This is a genomic window from Pelagerythrobacter sp. Soil_C_18, from assembly GCF_057657235.1.
Window position 1 is genome coordinate 296,330 of the sequence record NZ_JBDGIU010000002.1, and the last position, 17,929, is coordinate 314,258.

A 17,929-nucleotide genomic window follows, 5' to 3' on the forward strand; every position below is an offset into this window, starting at 1 on the left:
CCGTCCGACTCGGGAGGCGCTGCATATAGCGATCTCCGCGCGCATGGAAAGGGTCGATTTTCGCTCTAACTCAGTCGACTGCGCGGGGCCCGGTTGTTCCAGCGGTTCACCATCATGAGCGTGCCGATGCAGATCATGTTCGTCATCATCGACGATCCGCCATGGCTCATGAAGGGCAGGGGGATGCCGACGACCGGAGCAAGCCCCATCACCATCATCAGATTGATCGCGACGTAGAAGAACATCGTCGCCACCATGCCTGAGGCGAGCAAGGTAGCGAAGCGGTCGTGCGACTTGCGCGCCACGCTCAGGCCCCAGCGCATGATGAGGCCGTAGATCAGGATTACAGCGAGCCCGCCGAGGAGACCCCACTCCTCCGCCATGGTGGCGAAGACGAAATCGGTATGCGGTTCGGGCAAGTAGTTGAGATGGCTTTGCGAGCCTTCGTTGAATCCCTTGCCGAACAGTCCGCCCGATCCGATCGCGATCTTGGACTGCGTAATGTGATAGCCTGCGCCGAGCGGATCGCTCTCCGGATCTAGGAAGGTCGTCACGCGGCGTTGCTGATAATCATGCAGCCCGAAGAAGTAGGCGAGCGGGGCGATCACCAGGGCGGCCACGCCCGCCGCAACGAACCAGCGTAGCGGCAGGCCCGCGAGGAACATCACCGTGGCGCCACCGAAGCCGATCGCCAACGCTGTGCCGAGGTCCGGCTGCAGCAGTACGAGGCCCATCGGAATCGCGATCAGCACGGCCGCGGGCACGAGTGCGCGCCACGACATGGTCATTCCCGGGGGGAGGCCGCTGTAGAACCTGGCGAGGACAAGGATGATCGCCGGCTTCATCAGCTCCGAGGGCTGCAGTTGAACGACCCCGAGATTGAGCCAGCGCTGGCTGCCGCCACCTACGAAGCCGATCGCCTCCACCGCCAACAGAAGGACCAGGAGGACAGCGTAGATCGGATAGGCGGCGAAGCGCACGAACTCGCGCCCGAACAGCGTCATCACCGAGGCCATGACGAGGAAGAGGAGGAAGCGCAGAAGGTGCGAGGTCGCGAAGGGCTCCCAGTTTCCCCCGGCCGCGGAAAACAGAACCATGGCGCCGAATCCGACCAGCGCGATCAGCGGGAACAGCATCGACCAAGGCTGGCGGGCGATGGGGGCGGGAACCACGGAGTTCATTCGGCCACGTCCGAACGGTTGATGGCGGCGTCGGTCGCCTCGGTGACCGGGACCATTGCAGCGGCGCGGGCCTCCGCGTCGACGCTGGCGAAGATCTCCTCGTCACGCCGCGGGGCGGGCGGCACGGCTTCGCCCGTCTGTGCGGCATAGGCGGCGTAGCGGGCGGCGAGCCGCTCCTGCGCGTTGCCGCCCCACTGCTTCTCCAGCGCATGCAGGGCCTCCATTCCCTTGCGCGGGTCGAACAGGAAGGTCGTCACGTCGCGGGCAATGGGGTAAGCCGAGCTGGACCCACCCCCGTGTTCGATCACCACCGCGCCTGCGTAGCGCGGATTGTCGTAGGGCGCGAAGAAGATGAACAGCCCGTGGTCGCGATATTTCCACGGGCCGGAGGTGCCGTCGGAAATCGAGAGCGAGACGACCTGAGCGGTGCCGGTCTTGCCCGCCATCAGCACGTCTTCAATGGGCAACCGTGCCCGACCGGCAGTGCCGGGCCCGTTGATTACATCGCTCATGGCCTGACGCACCAGTGCCACGTGCTCGGGGGCGAAGTCGGCCGGGGGGAACTGCCCTTTGGATTCGCCGAACAGCAGATGCGGCTCGACGTGTCGCCCGCTCGCCAGCCGCGAGGCCATGACCGCGAGCTGGAGCGGGTTTGCCAGCATGTAGCCCTGACCGATCGTGGCGTTGACCGTGTCGTAGGCCTGCCACTTCGTTCCGTACTTCTCCAGCTTCCACGCGGGGTCGGGCACTGTGCCGTAGAACTGACTGAGCACCGGCAGATCGAATTCCTGCCCCATGCCGCAGCGGCGCGCCATCGCGGCGATCGGATCCATCCCGATGCGCTGGGCGAGGTGGTAGAAATAGACGTCGCAGCTCTGGTAGATGCCCTTCGCCATGTTCACCTGGCCGTGACCGCGGCGCTGCCAGCAGTGGAACACACGGTTGCCTACCCGCAAGCCGCCCCCGCAGTAGACGGTCTCTTCAGGGTCGACCCCTTCACGCAAGAGCGCCATCGACACCATCGGCTTCACGGTCGATCCGGGCGGGTAGAGCCCCTTCAGCACCTTGTTGCGCAGCGGCACCCGCTCGTCATCGCGCAGCATGGCATATTCGACGCGGCCAATGCCGTCGGAGAAGCTGTTCGGGTCGAAGCTGGGCATCGAAGCCATGCACAGCACGTCGCCGGTGCGGCAATCCATTACCACGACGGAGCCCGACTCCGGGCCGATGCGGCGCGCCGCATAGTCCTGCAGCGGGCCGTCGATCGTCAGCTTGACCGGTTTGCCTTGAATGTCGTCGCGCGTCTCAAGGTCGCGCACGATGCGGCCGGTGGCGGTCACCTCCACGCGCCGGGCGCCGGGCACGCCGCGAAGCCGCTGTTCGAACTGCTTCTCCAGTCCGTCCTTGCCGATCTTGTACCCGGGCGTGATCAGCAGCGGATTGCGGTCCTTCTCGTACTCTTCGGCTGAGGCAGGGCCGACGTAGCCGATCAGGTGTCCGATCGACGGGCCCGTGGGATAGTAGCGCGAATAGCCGCGCTGCGGCACGACGCCGGGAAGATTCGGCAGGCGTACGCTCAGCGCAGCGAACTGCTCGTAGGAAAGGCCGCTAGCGACTTCGACAGGGCGAAAACCACGCGTCCGGCCGATCCGTTCGCGCAGGTCTGCCATCGCCGCCTGATCGAGGTTCAGCACCTCGCGCAGGACCTCCATCTGCTGTTCGGGACGATTCATCCGCTCAGGGATCACATCGACGCGGAAATCGGCGCGGTTAGATGCGAGCGGCGCGCCGCTGCGGTCGACGATCCATCCGCGGCGGGGCGGAATCAAGGACAGGTTGACGCGGTTGCTTTCCGCCTCCGTTTCGTACTTCTCGTTCTCGGCAATCGCGAGATAGCTCATCCGGCCGGCGAGCAGCACGCCGATGGTTGCGCCGAAGCCGGCCACGACGAAGCTACGCCGATCGTAGGTGTTTTCGAGTGTGGCGGAGGTGATCTGGACCTGCGGACCTTTGCGGAACAGCGGTTTCCTGCGGAACATCAGCCGAGAATCCGAACGCGCAGAAGCCTGAACCGATCGAGAGTGGAGACCATTCGTGCGATAATGGGATAGAGCATCAGCGACAGCAAGACCTGAGGAACGAGGGCCGCGAACAGGGGCACGCCGAGCGAGGCGCCCGACAGGCACGCCGCCGCAACGATGCTGCAGGCGACTATCCCCACCGCGATCAACCAGTCCTGGACGAAGCTGCGCCACGGGAAACGCGTTTCGACCGCCTCGATTACGATCATCGCCAGCGACCACAGCAGAATCCCGCTGCCGAACGGCTGACCGCTGAAGAGGTCGTTGAACATGCCAAGCGGAAACCCGGCCCAGACGGGCAGCAGCCCTGGCCTCACGAGCCGCCAGGCAAGCATCGCCATCAGCCCGATCGGTGGCAGGATCGGCGCGGCCGACGCGATCGGAAATACGGGGAGGAGGCTGGCGAACAGGATCGTCGTCCACGGCACGGCATAGGCGAGAAGCGGCGAATGCGCGCGATTAATCCGCGAGCCGTAGGCATCCCGCCGCGATCTCGGATCGGCCCGTTCCATCAGGTCTCGTCCGCATCCGCGACCGACTGCTCGACCGGAGTCTCCGCCGCCCGGATCGCCTGCGGCTGCCAGATTTCCTCGATCGCCACGTAGTCGGTCGCCGCAGGATCGCTGATGATCCGCGCGAGTGCGCCGTCTCCCGTCTTTTCGGCGACGATGGCGACTGCGGTGCCGGGTCGATAATACCCTCCGGCGCCGCTGGTCACGAAGATATCACCTTTCTCGAGCGGGTTGACGCCGAGGTTGATCAGGCGAATCCGCAGCATACTGTCGCCGCGGCCCTCGGCGTAAGCGACGACATTGCTGTCGGATAGCCGGACGGGCAGGACGCTCTGGCTATCGGTGAGCAGCAGCACGCGCGAGCTGTGCCGCCCGACTTCGAGCACACGACCGACGACGCCGCGCGGGCTGCGCACCGGCATGCCAACCCTGACACCGTCCGCACTGCCGGCGCCGAGATAGGCAAAGCGCCGCGCGCTGGCCGAACTCGACCCGATCAGCCGTGCGACGGCAACCGGCTTCGTTTCTTGCTGATCGAGGCCGAGCAGCGCCTTCAGGCGCGCGTTCTCGCGCTTGATCGCCTCCGCCTCCGCCAGACGGATGCGGGCGAGCTCGACTTCCTGCTTCAGCTCGGCATTTTGGCTTCCCGCGCGCAGATAGCCACGGATCGCCTCGATCAGATTCTGGCTTTCGGCCCGAACTTCCGCGCTGGCTTCTGCGGCGGGGGCCACTGCGTCCTGCGCAACCGTGCGCGGGCCGTTGAAGCTGGCGGGCCGCCAGAGCGAGAGAGCGAGCAGGATGGCGCCGATCAGCGCACCGACCCCGGCGATCACGTAGCCGGTGAAAACCCCGTATTGCGCCCTGCGCGAATAGCTCGAGCGCCGTGACGAAGGCGGCGCCATATCTCTCCCCTCAAGCGGTCATCAGCACGCCGCGATAGATCGGATCTTCCATCGCCCGGCCGGTGCCGATAGCGACGCAGGACAGCGGATCCTCCGCGATGCTGACCGGCAGCCCGGTCTCCTCGCGCAAGTGCTCGTCGAGCCCTTGGATCAGCGCGCCGCCGCCCGTGAGGACGATACCCTGGTCGACGATGTCGGCGGCCAGTTCGGGCGCGGTGTTCTCGAGCGCGATGCGCACGCCCTCGACGATTGCGCCGATCGGCTCGGCCAACGCCTCGGCGACATGCGCCTGGTTGATCGTGATTTCCTTGGGCACGCCGTTCACGAGGTCGCGACCCTTGAGGGTGATGATATCGCCCACGCCGTCTTCCGGCACGGTGGCGATGCCGTAATCCTTCTTGATCCGCTCCGCCGTCGCTTCACCGATCAGCAGGTTGTGATGGCGGCGAACGTAGGAGACGATCGCCTCGTCCATCTTGTCGCCACCGGTGCGGACCGAGGTGGTATAGGCCAGGCCGCGTAGCGAGAGCACCGCGACTTCGGTCGTGCCGCCGCCGATGTCGACCACCATGGAGCCGACCGGTTCGGTCACCGGCATGTCGGCACCGATCGCGGCAGCCATCGGTTCGAGGATCAGGTAGACTGCGCTTGCGCCGGCGTTGCTCGCCGCATCGCGGATCGCGCGGCGTTCGACCGAGGTCGAACCCGAAGGTACGCAGATCGTGATTTCGGGATAGCGGAACAGGCTCCGCTTTCCATGTACCTTGCGGATGAAGTGCTTGATCATCTCCTCCGCGATCTCGATGTCCGCGATCACGCCATCGCGCAGCGGACGGATCGCTTCGATGCTGTCGGGCGTCTTGCCCATCATCATCTTGGCGTCGTCGCCAACCGCCTTGACCCGCTTGATCCCGTTGATCGTCTCGATCGCGACCACCGAAGGTTCGTTGAGGACGATACCCTGGTCCTGAACGTAGACCAGCGTGTTCGCAGTTCCGAGGTCGATCGCGAGGTTGGGTGAGCCGAATTTGAACATGTTGGAGAAGAAGCTCATGCGGTTGCGTATTTCCGTAAGTGTTTCGGGCCCTTGCCGCAGTGACCTGCGACTGCCGTAACCCGCATCTGACAGGGACCGCGGGTCCTTACCCAATGCTGCAGAAAAAGGCCAAAAGAAATATGACGAAACTCGGGGGCAAAATTCACTGCCGGCCTCGAATTCACGGCGCTTCGCCGCTAGGTCCCGAAAACAATGCCGCAGATACGCCGCCTGCCCGAGAACCTGGTCAACCGCATCGCCGCTGGCGAGGTGGTCGAGCGGCCTGCGGCCGCGCTCAAGGAACTGGTCGAAAACGCGATCGATTCCGGCGCCTCCCGGATCACCGTGAAGATCGCCGATGGGGGTCTCGCGCGGATCGAGGTGACCGACGACGGCTGCGGCATGGCGCCGGACGAGATGGCGCTCGCTCTCGAACGTCATGCCACCTCCAAGCTCCCCGACGATGCGATCGAGCAGGTCGCGACACTGGGCTTCCGGGGCGAGGCTCTGCCTTCGATCGCCAGCGTCGCACGCCTCACCCTGGAAAGCCGGCCACAGGGCGCCGCGGACGGATGGCGGCGGGTGGTCGATCATGGCGAGCTGCGCGAGGATGGTCCGGCCGCGCTGCCGCCCGGCACACGGGTGCGGGTCGAGAACCTGTTCGGCAAGATCCCCGCCCGCCGCAAGTTCCTGCGCACCGCGCGCAGCGAATACGGTGCGTGCCACGAGGTCGTCCGCCGGCTCGCAATGGCGCGGCCGGATATCGCCTTCACCTTCGAGCATGGCGACCGGCGCGTGCTGTCGCTCCAGGCCGGGCAACCGCTCAGTCAGCGGGTGGCAGAGATCGTCGCGCGTGAACTGGCCGAGAACGGCGTCGCGATCGATCTCGAGCGCGGAGCCATGCGGCTGACCGGTATTGCGGGGCTGCCGACCTACAACCGCGGCGTCGCCGATCACCAGTACCTGTTCGTCAACGGGCGCCCCGTGAAGGACCGGACGCTCACCGGCGCGGTGCGCGGGGCGTATGCCGATATGCTCGCGCGCGACCGCCACGCGGTCCTCGCGTTGTTCCTCGAGCTTCCGCCGGAGGAGGTGGACGTGAACGTCCATCCGGCGAAGACCGAGGTGCGTTTCCGCGACGCACCGGCGGTGCGCGGCTTCATCGTCTCGGGTCTGCGCCAGGCGCTTGCCACCGGCGACAAGCGCAGCGCGCAGACGCCCGACGCAGGCGCAATGGCGCGCTGGCAAGCGGAACCTACGGGAACACAAGAGGTACCTAGCGCGCTCGAAACGATGTTCTCGGGCCGCGACTGGTCCCGCCCGCAGAGCAGCGTGCGCGAGGCCTCCGAAGCCTGGCGCAGCTACGAAAGCCAGGTCATGGCCGCGCCCCAGGGCAGAGCGGAAGAAGCGGCTCCGCTGCCGGAGGAAGCGACCGAGTACCCTCTCGGGATCGCGCGCGGCCAGGTTGCCAGCACCTATATCGTGGCAGAGGCTGCCGACGGGCTGGTGATCGTGGACCAGCATGCCGCGCACGAGCGGCTCGTGCTCGAACGCCTGCGCGCGGCGGGGGCGGGGAACTCCGTCGCGCGGGCGCAGGCGCTGCTCATTCCGGAGGTGGTCGAACTCGAGGAGCCGGCCTGCGACCGGCTCGAGGATGCGGCGGAGAAGCTCGGTGCGCTGGGCCTTTCGATAGAACGCTTCGGCCCCGGTGCCATGCTGGTGCGCAGCGTTCCGCATGCGCTCGGCAAGTCCGATCCGCAAAAGCTGCTGCAGGACATCGCCGACGATCTCGCGAACCACGGCGAGGCGCTGCTGCTCGGCGAGAAGCTCGATCTGGTGCTCGCGACCATGGCCTGCCACGGGTCGGTTCGCGCAGGCCGGACGCTCTCGGTTTCGGAGATGAACGCACTGCTGCGCGAGATGGAGCGGACCCCGCGTTCGGGGCAGTGCAACCACGGGCGGCCGACCTGGGTCAAACTTCGGATGGAAGACGTCGAGAAGCTGTTCGGGAGACACTGAGATGAGAAAGGCCGTTCTCTTCCTCCCGCTCCTGCTCATGGCCTGCAGCGAGCCCGAACTGACGCCCGAGCAGCAGGAGGCGGCGGAGGAGCGCGCCATCGCGGCGGTGGAGGCAGCGCAGACCATCCCTCCCGAACCCGTGACGCCGGAACCGATCCTCTTTGCCGATATCGAGCGATACGACCTGTTCAGGGCCGGATGCAGCTTCATGCCCGGCGGCCGGCCCGCCGAGGCGCCGAACGGGGCGGGCGTGCTCGCGCTCACCAGCGAGGGCGGCGCCTACATCAAGGTGGAGGGCGAGCTCCACCGCCTCGCGCCCGACGTCGGCAGCCCGGGACTGCCGCTCGGAACACGCGGCAAGTACGACGGCAGGGAGTTCGCCCTGATCCTCGACATCGCGGCCGAGGAAGGCGCGCCGAGCGGAATGGAGACGATCGACTTCCCCGCGCGCCTGGTGCTGCGCAACGCGCGCGACCAGACCGTCTACGCCGAAACGGGCATCGCGCAGTGCGGCTCGTGAGCCGCTAGTCCCCGATCGGCGCGTCGGGGTCGCGCACGCTGATCAGGCCGTTGGAGGTCATCTCGAGAACCGGCGTGTCGTCCTGATTGAAGACCCGGATCCGTGACTTGAACAGGCCCATGTCGCGCCGCGACTTGCTGCGGCGCTTCTCGATCACTTCGGTTTCGCACCGCAGCGTGTCGCCGGGATAGACAGGCCGCAGCCACTTGAGCTGATCGACGCCGGGCGAACCCAGCCCCGCCTGCGTCTGCGATTTCATGTTCTCGACCAGCATCGCCATGGTCATCGCGCAAGTGTGCCATCCGCTGGCGGAAAGCCGCCCGAAGTGCGTCTTCGCCGCGGCTTCGTCGTCGAGGTGGAACGGCTGGGGATCGTACTTTGAGGCGAAATCGGTCACCTCCTCGCGCGTGACTTCATAGCGGCCGAAGCTCTGCTTCCCGCCGACTTCGATATCCTCGTAGTAGTTCATCTCGTCCCCTCAGGCTGAATCGAACGCCGATCGTGTAACGCATCCGGCGGCCAACGCCATAGAGGGCGAAGCGCGGCTCGCGGCCGAGCGCCTCACGGCATAAAGATCATCCAGATCGCCATGCCGATCATGAACAGGTTCTCGGTCAGCGAAACGAAGCCCAGGGGCACGTTGCTCGATCCGCCAACGCAGGCGCACTTGATCTCGCGCTTCTGCACATAGACGGCGTAGAACACGCTGACCGCACCGATCGTGCCGATGAACAGCGCCACGGGGATGGAGAGCCAGTCGAGCGCGTGCGCCGCCATCAGCACGCCGGCGCCGGCCTCCAGGAAGGGGTAGGCATAGGCGTAAGGCACGAAGCGCTTGGCAAGCAGGTCGTAGCCCAGGAACATGGTCGAGAACTGCTCGACGTCCTGCAGCTTGAGCATCGCGAGGATCGCCATGGTGAAGGCGACGAACCACTCGGCCGCGCGAATGGTGAAGGGCGAGCCGAACATGAACTGACTGACCGCCATCCCCAGCGCAGCCGCGATGACGAACACGGCGATCACCGGCGTATAGCTGGTGGCCCCCTTCTCGGGCAGCGGCTTGCCGAGGAAGGCGCGCAGCTCGGTGTAGCCGCCGATGCGCTTGCCATCGATGAAGGTCTGCGGAGTGGTCGCGACGTCGTGTTCGCGCTTGAACGCGTCGGTCTCCTCGCGAGTCGTCAGCCAGTTGTCCTCCACCGTGTAGCCGTGGCGCTTGAGCAGCCACTTCGCTTTCACGCCGTAGGGGCAGATGTGTTTGTCCATCACCATGCGATGGAGGCGGGCGGTCTTGTTTCCAGTCATGAAAGCACCCATAACCTCCGTACTATGGTACGGAGTCAAGCATGAAAGCGATGCGCATCTCGGATCTCGCAAAGGCCGGCGGTGTCGGGGTGGAGACCGTGCGCTTCTATCAGCGCAAGGGGCTGCTGCAGGTTCCGCGCGGCGATGCGCCCGGCGGGCGGCACTACGGCCCCGACGACCTGCGCCGCCTGCGCTACGTCAAGCAGGCGCAGACCGCGGGGTTCACGTTGGCGGAGATTGCCGAGTTGATCGATCTCGATCGCACCGATGACCGCCCCCGCGCCCGGGACATGGCCCGGGAGCGAATCGCCGCCCTGGACGAGCAGATCGCGCAGCTCACCGCTGCACGCGCGTCGCTCGCGAAGCTCGCGTCCGACTGTGCGAAGGGCGGGGAGGGGCCCTGTCCGATCCTGGCGGCGTTCGCCTAGGTGCGAAAGCTCGGCTGCAGTCCCTGCGACCCGAGATCCGGGATGATCCGGTAGCGCGCCAGCACGAGGCTGAATGCCCCGAACAGCATCAGACCGGCGGCGACCAGCGTGTAGAGCGCGCCCATGTCCCGCAGCGAGAGTATCGCTTCGCCGAGCCCCTTGATCTGGCTTTCCTGCGCGAACCAGGCGCCCTGAACCATCGACCAGCCGATGATCGCGAAGACGATCGCACGCGCGGCGTGTCCGATCCGGCCCACGGTGCGCACGCCGGCCGGGGCGCGGCCGCTGATCCGGTGCATGAACTCGCAGGTCCAGGCCTTCTTGCCCTGCATGAAGCCGGCCACCAGAAATCCGAGCCCCACCGCCCCGATGAGTACCGAGCCGAGCTCCATCGACAGCACGGAGCCGGCCATCTCCTCCCCGCTCGAGCCGCCGCCCGAACTCTGCTGCGCGCCGCTGGCGAACTGATAGCAGGCATAAGCGAGAAAGGCGTGTGCCACACCGCTCGCGGCGTCGCCGATGCGTTTCAGGCCGCCGGAGGTGTCGTTGCCGCGGTGCTGGATATCGGCGAAAGCGGAGAGGAACTTGAACGCGGCGTAGCCGAGCAGGCCCAGGGCCATGATCCATAGCAGCGGCGTGCCGAAGGGCACTCCCTGGATATAGTCGAATACGGCCGACTGGCCGTTCTCCGCCTCGCCCGCGGTTCCGAGCGCGATATAGCCGAGCAGAAGATAGACCACCCCTCGCGCCGCGAAGCCAAGGCGAACGAGCCAGCGGAACTTCTCGGATTTGTCGACCATTCGCTCTCCCCTTGAAATTCCTGGCGAAACGGGCGGGGAGGGAATTGGTGCCCGGCGTAGGCCGGCGGCCCACGCGTGAGGCGTTTAGCGCGGGGCAGAAAGCGCCCCGCGCACCGGCTCCAGCGAGCCGTCGGCGGCCGCCACCTGCGGCAGCCCGATCAGCTCGCGGATCAGCGGCGTTATCGCCGTGTTGCGGAAGGACGGCAGGGCCGCGCCGCTGCGGAAGGCCGGGCCATGGGCTACAAACAGCGCGGCCATCTCGGGCGCGGCGGGGTCGTAGCCATGGCTGCCGCCGTTCCACGCCTGCGCGGGCCGGGTGGGAGCGACCGTCCAGCCGACCTCCGGCAGGCAGAAGTAGGGCGGAATGCGATCATGGGTGCCGTAAGCGAAGCGTTCCGGGATCTCGCCCTTACGCCAGCACTCCATATGCTCGTGCTCGCGCAGGAGCGCCTTCTCGAGCGCGGCGGTGTTGCCTTCGGTCGGCTCGAATGTGGCATAGGCGCCGCCCTCGACGAGCCGGTAGAGCGAAGCATCGAGCACCTGGTCGAGCGCGATCACGCGCTCCGAACTCGTCGCCGCCATGCCGTGGTCGGACACGATCACGAGATTGGCCGGTTGATCGAGATCATGCAGGCCGCCGACCAACCTCTCGATGTCGCCGTCGATGCCGCGCAGGGCCTCGTTCAGTTCCTCGCTGTCGGGTCCGCCGCCGTGGCCCGCAGTGTCGACCGTGTCGAAATAGAGCGTGACGAACTCGGGGCGGATTTCGGCGGGACGGCGCAGCCAGTCGAGAACGGTGTTGACGCGCTGCACGTTGGTGACCTGCATACTGAACTGCTGCCAGTCCTGCGGCAGTGTTCCGTCAGTGACCGGCCCCCAGTTCCCTTTCGGCATCGTGCCGCCCCAGGCGACCGCAGAACCCGGCCAGAACATTGCCGCGCTGCGGATGCCCGCTTCCTCCGCGGCGACCCACACCGGCTTCGCTTCATTCCACCACCACGGGTCGAGCGTCGCCATGGTGAACACTTCGTCCGGGCGCTCGGGGTCCTCGATCCGGTTAGCCACAATGCCGTGATGATCGGGCACCATGCCGGTCACCAGGGTCCAGTGGTTGGGGAAGGTCTTGGTCGGAAAGGACGCCTGCATCGGCGCGCGCACGCCTTCGGCAGCGAGCGCGGAAAGCGTCGGCGTCAATCCGCGATCAAGATAGTCGGGCCGAAAGCCGTCGATCGACACCAGGATGGTGACAGGCGCGCGCTGTTCGGCCTGCACGGCGCTGGCGTTCGCGGGAGCGCTGCTTTGGGAAATCGGCGCGCAGGCGGCGAGCAGCGCCGCCGCCGTCAGGGTGAGGGCACTCGCAAGCCTGCGCATCTCGTCACTCCGCGTGTTCAGACGTTGAACTTGAACAGCAAGACGTCGCCGTCCTGGACGAGGTATTCCTTGCCTTCCTGCCGCAGCTTTCCGGCTTCGCGCGCACCGGCCTCGCCGCCGAGCGCGACGTAGTCATCGAAGGCAATTGTTTCAGCACGAATAAAGCCGCGCTCGAAATCGGTGTGGATCTCGCCGGCAGCCTGCGGCGCCTTGGCACCGGCGGGGAAGGTCCAGGCGCGAGCCTCCTTCGGCCCGGCGGTGAAGAAGGTCTGCAGGCCGAGCAGCTTGTACCCGGCGCGGATCACCCGGCTGAGGCCGCTCTCGGTCAGGCCGAGCTCGGAGAGATACTCGGCGCGTTCTTCCGCATCCATGGCGACGAGTTCGCTCTCGATCGCCGCGGAAACGACGACCGCTTCGGCGCCTTCGGCTTTCGCCTTCTCGAAGACCTGCTCGCTCAGGGCGTTGCCCTCCGCCGCGTCTTCCTCGGCGACGTTGCAGACGTAGAGCACCGGCTTGGCGGTGAGGAGCTGCGCCTGTTCGAACAGGCGCTCCTCCTCGTCGTCCTTCGGCTCGGTCAGCCGGGCGGGCTTGCCGTCGCGCAGCAGGTCGAGCGCCTGGCCGAGCACGCTCGCCATCGCCTTCGCTTCCTTGTCGCCGCCGGTCGCCTTCTTGGCCGCGGCGGGGACGCGCTTCTCGAGGCTTTCCAGATCGGCCAGCATCAGTTCGGTCTCGACCACTTCGGCGTCGGCGATCGGATCGACCTTGTTGGCGACGTGCTGGATGTCGTCGTCCTCGAAGCAGCGCAGGACGTGGACGATTGCATCGACCTCGCGGATATTGCCGAGGAACTGGTTGCCGAGCCCTTCACCCTTGCTGGCGCCTTTCACGAGACCCGCGATGTCGACGAAGGCGAGCTGGGTCGGAACGATCTTGGCCGAACCGGCGATCGCGGCGATCTTCTCGAGCCGGTCGTCGGGCACGGCGACCTGGCCGACATTCGGCTCGATCGTGCAGAACGGATAGTTCGCCGCCTGCGCCGCCTGCGTTTCTGTCAGCGCGTTGAACAGGGTGGACTTGCCGACATTAGGCAGCCCGACGATTCCGCAACGGAAACCCATGAGATTCGAATACCTTCCATGAACGGTTCGGCCTGAGCTGTTCGCACGGCCGTTCTCGCGACGCCCGCTAGATGAAAAGGCGGTGCTTCGACAAGCTCAGCCCGACGTGAATCTGATGATGCGGCCTAATCGTGCACCGCCCGCACCAGAGGGCCCAGCGTTTCCGAGCGGCCGAGCCAGCCGACCTGGGTTTGCGCCGTGACCTCATTGATCTGCGTCTGCGGGATCGCGCTCCCGCTTACGGCGCGGCGGAGAGGGCGCGTGCCGGCGGGGAGGGCGATGATCTCGGCGATCGCGCGCGGCACGTCCATGGCGTCGGCGGTGCGGCCCGAGCCGTCCTCGGTGCCCATGCGGGCGACGACTTCGGGATAGCCTGCCTTGTGGATCGCCTCCGCCCGTTCCTTCAGCGCGCCGGTGTAGATGTTGCGGTTGACCCACACCTCGGTCGGATAGCCGCCCGGCTCGATGATGGTCACGTCGATGTTGTGCGGCACGAGCTCGTAAGCGAGTTGCTCGAACATCGCCTCGACCGCGAACTTGTTGGCCGAATAGTGCCCGCCATAGGGCACGATGACCCGGCCGAGTTGGGAGGAGACGGCGAAGATCTGGCCACTCTTCTGCGCGCGCATGCCCGGCAGCACGGCGCAGGCGAGACGATGATAGCCGAAGACGTTGGTGTCGAAGGCCAGCCGCGTCGCCTCCATGTCCTGGACCTCGACCGGGCCGGAAATCCCAATACCAGCATTGTTGACCAGCACGTCGAGAGGGCTGCCGTTGATTCGCTCCGCCTCGGCCACCCCCTGCGCGACCTGCTCGTCAGAAAGCACGTCGATCTCGATCACGTGCAGATCGAGCTTGTCGTCGGCCGCGAGCTGCCGCAGTTCCTCCGCTTCGGGCCGCGGAATGTTGCGCATGGTCGCGAACACCTTTGCGCCGAGCCGCGCGTAGTGCTCTGCTCCGAGCCTGCCGAAGCCGGAAGAACAGCCGGTGATCAGGATCGCCTTGCCCGAAAGATCGGGCGTGGCTGCAACGGCATCCGGCTGTGCGCGCGATGCGCTGGCGGCAAGGGCGGTGGTGGCGGCTACGCCTGCGAGCAGAGTGCGGCGGTCGATCGAAGGCATGCGGGGCTCTCCTCTTCCTTTTGCTCCCTATTACCCGAAGCCTTCGGCTCTGCGAAGGCAGAGCGACCCGCTCCGATTGCAGGAGAAAAGAGTGAGCCTACCTCTGCAGCCGCAGCGCGACATCGCTCATGAAGCGGGCGTCTTCGCCCTTCGCGAGCCACTCCGCTTCCGCGCCCATCGCAGCGAGCATGTCGGTCAGGTCTTCCAGCTCCGCCTTGGCGTAGTTGCCTAGGACGTGGCCGGTCACGCGGTCCTTGTGCCCCGGATGGCCGATGCCGACGCGGACGCGGCGGAAGTCGGGGCCGAGATGCTTGTCGATGCTCCTGAGGCCGTTGTGCCCGGCGAGGCCGCCGCCGGTGCGGACCTTGACCTTGAACGGCGCGAGATCGAGCTCATCGTGAAATACCGTCAGCGCCTCGGTGCCGAGCTTGTAGAAGCGCAGCGCTTCTCCCACGCTGCGGCCGCTCTCGTTCATATAGGTCGCTGGCTTCAGGAGCAGTACCTTGTCGCCGCCGATGCGGCCTTCCTGCACCCAGCCGGAGAACTTCTTCTGCACCGGGCCGAAATCATGCATGTCCGCGATCACGTCGCAGGCCATGAAGCCCACGTTGTGACGATGGAGCGCATATTGCGGTCCGGGGTTACCGAGGCCTGCCCAAATCTGCATGCGCGCTCCCTAGCCGGGTTGGCGGGGGCGGCAAGCCCCCAGGGCAGGTCAGCGGTTCAGCCGTCCCTCGATCAGCCCGTCGACGAGCGAGGGATCGGCCAGCGTCGAGGTGTCGCCGAGCGAGCTGTAGTCGTTCTCCGCGATTTTGCGCAGGATGCGGCGCATGATCTTGCCCGAACGGGTCTTGGGGAGGGCGGGCGTGAAATGCAGGTGGTCGGGCGTCGCGATCGGGCCGATCTCCTTGCGCACCTGCTGGCGCAGCTCCTCGGCGAGATCATCGGACGGCTCCTCGCCTGCAATGAGCGTGACGTAGCAGTAGATGCCCTGGCCCTTGATGTCGTGCGGGAAGCCGACCACGGCCGCCTCCGCTACCTTCGGGTGGAGCACCAGCGCGCTCTCGACTTCGGCCGTGCCCATGCGGTGGCCGGAGACGTTGATCACGTCGTCCACCCGGCCGGTGATCCAGTAGTATCCGTCCTCGTCGCGGCGGCAGCCGTCGCCGGTGAAGTACTTGCCGGCATAAGTGCTGAAATAGGTCTGCACGAAGCGTTCGTGGTCGCCGTAGACGGTGCGCGCCTGGCCGGGCCAGCTTCGCGAGATGCACAAGTTGCCGGAGCCGGCGCCCTCGATCGGCTCGCCGTCGGCGTCGACGATCTCGGGGCAGACGCCGAAGAACGGCCGGCCCGCGCTGCCCGGCTTCATCGGGTGCGCGCCCGGGAGCGTGGTAATCATGATACCGCCTGTCTCTGTCTGCCACCAGGTGTCCACGACCGGGATCTCGCCCTTGCCGACAGTGTCGTGATACCAGCGCCAGGCCTCCGGGTTGATCGGCTCGCCCACGGTGCCGAGCAACCGCAGGCTCGACAGATCATGCTTCGTCACGTGCCCGGCGCCTTCGCGCATCAGTGCTCGGATCGCGGTGGGGGCGGTGTAGAAGATGTTGACCTTGTGCTTCTCGCACACGGCCCAAAACCGGTCGTGATCGGGCCAGTTGGGCACACCTTCGAACATCAGCGCGGTCGCACCGGCCTGGAGGGGGCCGTAGACGATGTAGCTGTGGCCGGTGACCCAGCCGATATCCGCCGTGCACCAGTAGATTTCGCCCGAACGGTAGTCGAAGACATAGCGGAAGGTCGACTCAACCCAGACGGCGTAGCCGCCGATCGTGTGCAGCAGACCCTTGGGCTTGCCGGTCGAACCGGAGGTGTAGAGGATGAACAGCGGATCCTCCGCGTTCATCTCCTCGCATGGGCACTCCTCGGAGACACCCTCGGACAGCTCGTGGTACCAGTGGTCACGCCCGCCCTTCATCGATATGTCGGCGCCGGTGTGGCGAACCACAAGTACGGCCTTGGCCGAGACCTTCTCCAGCGCCGCGTCGACATTGGCCTTCAGTGGAATCGCCTTCGATCCGCGGAGGCCTTCGTCGGCGGTGATGACCCAGTCGCTCGCGCAATCCTCGATCCGGCCGGCGATGGCGTCGGGCGAGAAGCCACCGAAGATTACGGAATGGACCGCGCCGATGCGCGCGCAGGCAAGCATGGCGATCGCGCCTTCGGGGATCATCGGCATGTAGATCGTCACGCGGTCGCCCTTGGCCACGCCCATTTTCCTGAGCGTGTTCGCCATCCGGATCGTTTCGCGCTGGAGGTCCGCATAGGTCAGGCGCCGCACCGCCCCGTCCGGATCATCGGGCTCGAAGATCAGCGCAACGGTGTCGCCGTGGCCGGCATCGACATGGCGGTCGACCGCGTTGTGGCAGATGTTGAGCGTGCCGTCGGCGAACCATTTGATCGAGACCGAGTCAAAGTTCCAGTCGGCGATCGTCGTCGGCGAGCGAAACCAGTCGAGCCGCTGTGCCTGTTCGGCCCAGAACGCATCGGGCTCCTCGATGCTGCGGCGGTACATCGCCTCGTACTGTTCGAGCGTGCACCCGGTCCGCTCCTCCGCGGCGGCAGGGACAGGAACGGTTTCGGCAGTGGCATCGGTGTTACTCAAGTCGGTATCTCCCGGGGCTCGCGATGCGAGTCAGCGTGATCGTATCGCGGCGCGGGAGATAGACAAGCGAGCGTGCAAAGACAAAGCGCCGGCCCATCGCTGGACCGGCGCTTCGAAAAATGCCGTGAAAGGAAAAGGCGGGATTATTCCTCGCCGGCTTCCTCTTCTTCGGTCTGCTCGGTGGCAGGAACCTCGTCAGCCGCGGCTTCCTCGCCCTCGGCGGCCTCGGCGCGCTTGAGCGCGGACGGGGCGACGATGGTGGCGATGGTGAAGTCGCGGTCGGTGATCGCGCTCTCCGAACCTGCGGGCAGCGTGATGTGGCTGATGTGGATCGCGTCGCCGACCTCGAGGCCGGTGACGTCGATTTCGATCTCGCTCGGGATCTTGTCCGCTTCGCAGACCAGTTCGAGTTCGTGACGCACGACGTTGAGCACGCCGCCCTTCTTGAGGCCGGGGCTCGCTTCTTCGTTCACGAACACCACCGGCACCGCGACATCGACCTTGGCGCCCTTCGCCAGGCGCAGGAAGTCCACGTGGATCGGGCGGTCGGTGACCGGGTGAAGGGCAACGTCCTTCGGCAGCGTGCGCAGGGTCTTGCCGCCGAACTCGATCTCAACGATCGAATTCATGAAATGGCCGGTGCCAAGCTGCTTCACCAGCAGGCGTTCCTCGACGTGGATCGGGGTGGGGGCTTCCTTGCCGCCGTAGATGACGGCGGGAACACGGCCTTCGCGACGCAGTGCACGGGAGGCTCCCTTGCCAGCCCGATCGCGCGTCTCGGCCGGCAGGGTCAGAGCGTCGCTCATGTCGCTTACCTTTCGAAATGCTTCTGAGTACAGGTTTCCGCCACGCCTCCAGGGATGACCATGGCCG

17 protein-coding genes are annotated in these 17,929 nt (G+C 66.2%); 3 read left to right on the plus strand and 14 right to left on the minus strand.

The window, feature by feature from the left end; translation table 11 throughout:
• Positions 1–65 precede the first annotated feature (65 nt).
• From rodA to AC3A5N_RS07110, 5 genes are read right to left on the minus strand one after another with little or no spacing between them, the layout of a single operon-like run.
• On the minus strand, positions 66–1,181 hold the full coding sequence (gene rodA, locus AC3A5N_RS07090) for a rod shape-determining protein RodA (RefSeq protein ID WP_487736603.1): 1,116 nt from the start codon (positions 1,179–1,181) through the stop codon (positions 66–68).
• Positions 1,178–3,220 carry a penicillin-binding protein 2 gene (gene mrdA / locus AC3A5N_RS07095; RefSeq protein WP_487736604.1) on the minus strand — a complete coding sequence of 681 codons (2,043 nt, stop codon included), beginning with the start codon at positions 3,218–3,220 and terminating at the stop codon, positions 1,178–1,180. The genes rodA and mrdA overlap by 4 nt, the downstream gene beginning before the upstream one ends.
• The gene (locus tag AC3A5N_RS07100) at positions 3,220–3,774 is read right to left on the minus strand and encodes a rod shape-determining protein MreD (RefSeq protein WP_487736605.1); all 555 of its coding nucleotides are present in this window, start codon (positions 3,772–3,774) and stop codon (positions 3,220–3,222) included. The genes mrdA and AC3A5N_RS07100 overlap by 1 nt, the downstream gene beginning before the upstream one ends.
• A complete protein-coding gene (gene mreC, locus AC3A5N_RS07105) occupies positions 3,774–4,676 on the minus strand; it encodes a rod shape-determining protein MreC (RefSeq protein ID WP_487736606.1) in 903 nt (300 codons plus the stop codon). Before mreC ends, AC3A5N_RS07100 begins: the two co-directional genes overlap by 1 nt.
• 10 nt (positions 4,677–4,686) lie before the next feature.
• Positions 4,687–5,730: a rod shape-determining protein gene (locus AC3A5N_RS07110; protein WP_119512275.1), complete on the minus strand. Its 1,044-nt coding sequence runs from the start codon at positions 5,728–5,730 to the stop codon at positions 4,687–4,689.
• A 195-nt stretch (positions 5,731–5,925) separates the two neighbouring features.
• Here AC3A5N_RS07110 and mutL point away from each other — a divergent pair, with 195 nt between their 5' ends.
• Both mutL and AC3A5N_RS07120 read left to right on the plus strand, forming a co-directional pair.
• Positions 5,926–7,731 (plus strand): DNA mismatch repair endonuclease MutL, encoded by a 1,806-nt coding sequence (mutL, locus tag AC3A5N_RS07115; protein WP_487736607.1) that lies wholly within the window; start codon positions 5,926–5,928, stop codon positions 7,729–7,731.
• Position 7,732: 1 nt separating this feature from the next.
• Positions 7,733–8,251, plus strand: a complete 519-nt coding sequence (locus AC3A5N_RS07120) for a hypothetical protein (RefSeq protein WP_487736608.1) — start codon at positions 7,733–7,735, stop codon at positions 8,249–8,251.
• Between the two features lie 4 nt (positions 8,252–8,255).
• Here the strand turns inward: AC3A5N_RS07120 and AC3A5N_RS07125 are convergent, their stop codons facing one another.
• Together AC3A5N_RS07125 and AC3A5N_RS07130 are read right to left on the minus strand one after the other, a co-directional pair.
• Positions 8,256–8,720: a MaoC family dehydratase gene (locus AC3A5N_RS07125; protein WP_487736609.1), complete on the minus strand. Its 465-nt coding sequence runs from the start codon at positions 8,718–8,720 to the stop codon at positions 8,256–8,258.
• A 92-nt stretch (positions 8,721–8,812) separates the two neighbouring features.
• The gene (locus AC3A5N_RS07130; protein ID WP_487736610.1) at positions 8,813–9,553 is read right to left on the minus strand and encodes a MauE/DoxX family redox-associated membrane protein; all 741 of its coding nucleotides are present in this window, start codon (positions 9,551–9,553) and stop codon (positions 8,813–8,815) included.
• A gap of 41 nt (positions 9,554–9,594) precedes the next feature.
• Between AC3A5N_RS07130 and AC3A5N_RS07135 the strand changes: the two genes are divergently transcribed.
• The gene (locus AC3A5N_RS07135) at positions 9,595–9,981 is read left to right on the plus strand and encodes a MerR family transcriptional regulator (protein ID WP_487736611.1); all 387 of its coding nucleotides are present in this window, start codon (positions 9,595–9,597) and stop codon (positions 9,979–9,981) included.
• Here the strand turns inward: AC3A5N_RS07135 and AC3A5N_RS07140 are convergent.
• The 7 genes from AC3A5N_RS07140 to AC3A5N_RS07170 form a co-directional block, all read right to left on the minus strand.
• On the minus strand, positions 9,978–10,781 hold the full coding sequence (locus AC3A5N_RS07140; protein ID WP_487736612.1) for a DUF1206 domain-containing protein: 804 nt from the start codon (positions 10,779–10,781) through the stop codon (positions 9,978–9,980). The genes AC3A5N_RS07135 and AC3A5N_RS07140 overlap by 4 nt on opposite strands.
• Before the next feature lie 84 nt (positions 10,782–10,865).
• Entirely contained in the window at positions 10,866–12,152 is a 1,287-nt protein-coding gene (locus AC3A5N_RS07145; RefSeq protein WP_487736613.1) for an alkaline phosphatase family protein, read from the minus strand.
• Positions 12,153–12,169: 17 nt separating this feature from the next.
• Positions 12,170–13,270: a redox-regulated ATPase YchF gene (gene ychF, locus AC3A5N_RS07150; RefSeq protein WP_487736614.1), complete on the minus strand. Its 1,101-nt coding sequence runs from the start codon at positions 13,268–13,270 to the stop codon at positions 12,170–12,172.
• A 125-nt stretch (positions 13,271–13,395) separates the two neighbouring features.
• Positions 13,396–14,391, minus strand: coding sequence for an SDR family oxidoreductase (locus AC3A5N_RS07155; protein ID WP_487736615.1), 996 nt, complete (start codon positions 14,389–14,391; stop codon positions 13,396–13,398).
• Positions 14,392–14,488: 97 nt separating this feature from the next.
• On the minus strand, positions 14,489–15,058 hold the full coding sequence (gene pth, locus AC3A5N_RS07160; RefSeq protein WP_487736616.1) for an aminoacyl-tRNA hydrolase: 570 nt from the start codon (positions 15,056–15,058) through the stop codon (positions 14,489–14,491).
• Positions 15,059–15,106: 48 nt separating this feature from the next.
• Positions 15,107–17,056, minus strand: a complete 1,950-nt coding sequence (acs, locus tag AC3A5N_RS07165; RefSeq protein WP_487736617.1) for an acetate--CoA ligase — start codon at positions 17,054–17,056, stop codon at positions 15,107–15,109.
• Positions 17,057–17,199: 143 nt separating this feature from the next.
• A complete protein-coding gene (locus AC3A5N_RS07170; protein ID WP_487736618.1) occupies positions 17,200–17,862 on the minus strand; it encodes a 50S ribosomal protein L25/general stress protein Ctc in 663 nt (220 codons plus the stop codon).
• Between the last annotated feature and the right edge of the window lie 67 nt (positions 17,863–17,929).

What these genes read in the sequence shown, in the direction of transcription:
- mrdA (WP_487736604.1), bottom strand. Translation starts at nt 3,220, where the DNA reads ATGTTCCGCAGGAAACCGCTGTTCCGCAAAGGTCCGCAGGTCCAGATC.
- AC3A5N_RS07100 (WP_487736605.1), bottom strand. Translation starts at nt 3,774, where the DNA reads ATGGAACGGGCCGATCCGAGATCGCGGCGGGATGCCTACGGCTCGCGG.
- AC3A5N_RS07140 (WP_487736612.1), bottom strand. Translation starts at nt 10,781, where the DNA reads ATGGTCGACAAATCCGAGAAGTTCCGCTGGCTCGTTCGCCTTGGCTTC.
- mutL (WP_487736607.1), top strand. Translation starts at nt 5,926, where the DNA reads ATGCCGCAGATACGCCGCCTGCCCGAGAACCTGGTCAACCGCATCGCC.
- AC3A5N_RS07125 (WP_487736609.1), bottom strand. Translation starts at nt 8,720, where the DNA reads ATGAACTACTACGAGGATATCGAAGTCGGCGGGAAGCAGAGCTTCGGC.
- AC3A5N_RS07110 (WP_119512275.1), bottom strand. Translation starts at nt 5,730, where the DNA reads ATGAGCTTCTTCTCCAACATGTTCAAATTCGGCTCACCCAACCTCGCG.
- AC3A5N_RS07155 (WP_487736615.1), bottom strand. Translation starts at nt 14,391, where the DNA reads ATGCCTTCGATCGACCGCCGCACTCTGCTCGCAGGCGTAGCCGCCACC.
- pth (WP_487736616.1), bottom strand. Translation starts at nt 15,058, where the DNA reads ATGCAGATTTGGGCAGGCCTCGGTAACCCCGGACCGCAATATGCGCTC.
- AC3A5N_RS07145 (WP_487736613.1), bottom strand. Translation starts at nt 12,152, where the DNA reads ATGCGCAGGCTTGCGAGTGCCCTCACCCTGACGGCGGCGGCGCTGCTC.
- AC3A5N_RS07135 (WP_487736611.1), top strand. Translation starts at nt 9,595, where the DNA reads ATGAAAGCGATGCGCATCTCGGATCTCGCAAAGGCCGGCGGTGTCGGG.
- rodA (WP_487736603.1), bottom strand. Translation starts at nt 1,181, where the DNA reads ATGAACTCCGTGGTTCCCGCCCCCATCGCCCGCCAGCCTTGGTCGATG.
- AC3A5N_RS07120 (WP_487736608.1), top strand. Translation starts at nt 7,733, where the DNA reads ATGAGAAAGGCCGTTCTCTTCCTCCCGCTCCTGCTCATGGCCTGCAGC.
- AC3A5N_RS07170 (WP_487736618.1), bottom strand. Translation starts at nt 17,862, where the DNA reads ATGAGCGACGCTCTGACCCTGCCGGCCGAGACGCGCGATCGGGCTGGC.
- mreC (WP_487736606.1), bottom strand. Translation starts at nt 4,676, where the DNA reads ATGGCGCCGCCTTCGTCACGGCGCTCGAGCTATTCGCGCAGGGCGCAA.
- ychF (WP_487736614.1), bottom strand. Translation starts at nt 13,270, where the DNA reads ATGGGTTTCCGTTGCGGAATCGTCGGGCTGCCTAATGTCGGCAAGTCC.
- AC3A5N_RS07130 (WP_487736610.1), bottom strand. Translation starts at nt 9,553, where the DNA reads ATGACTGGAAACAAGACCGCCCGCCTCCATCGCATGGTGATGGACAAA.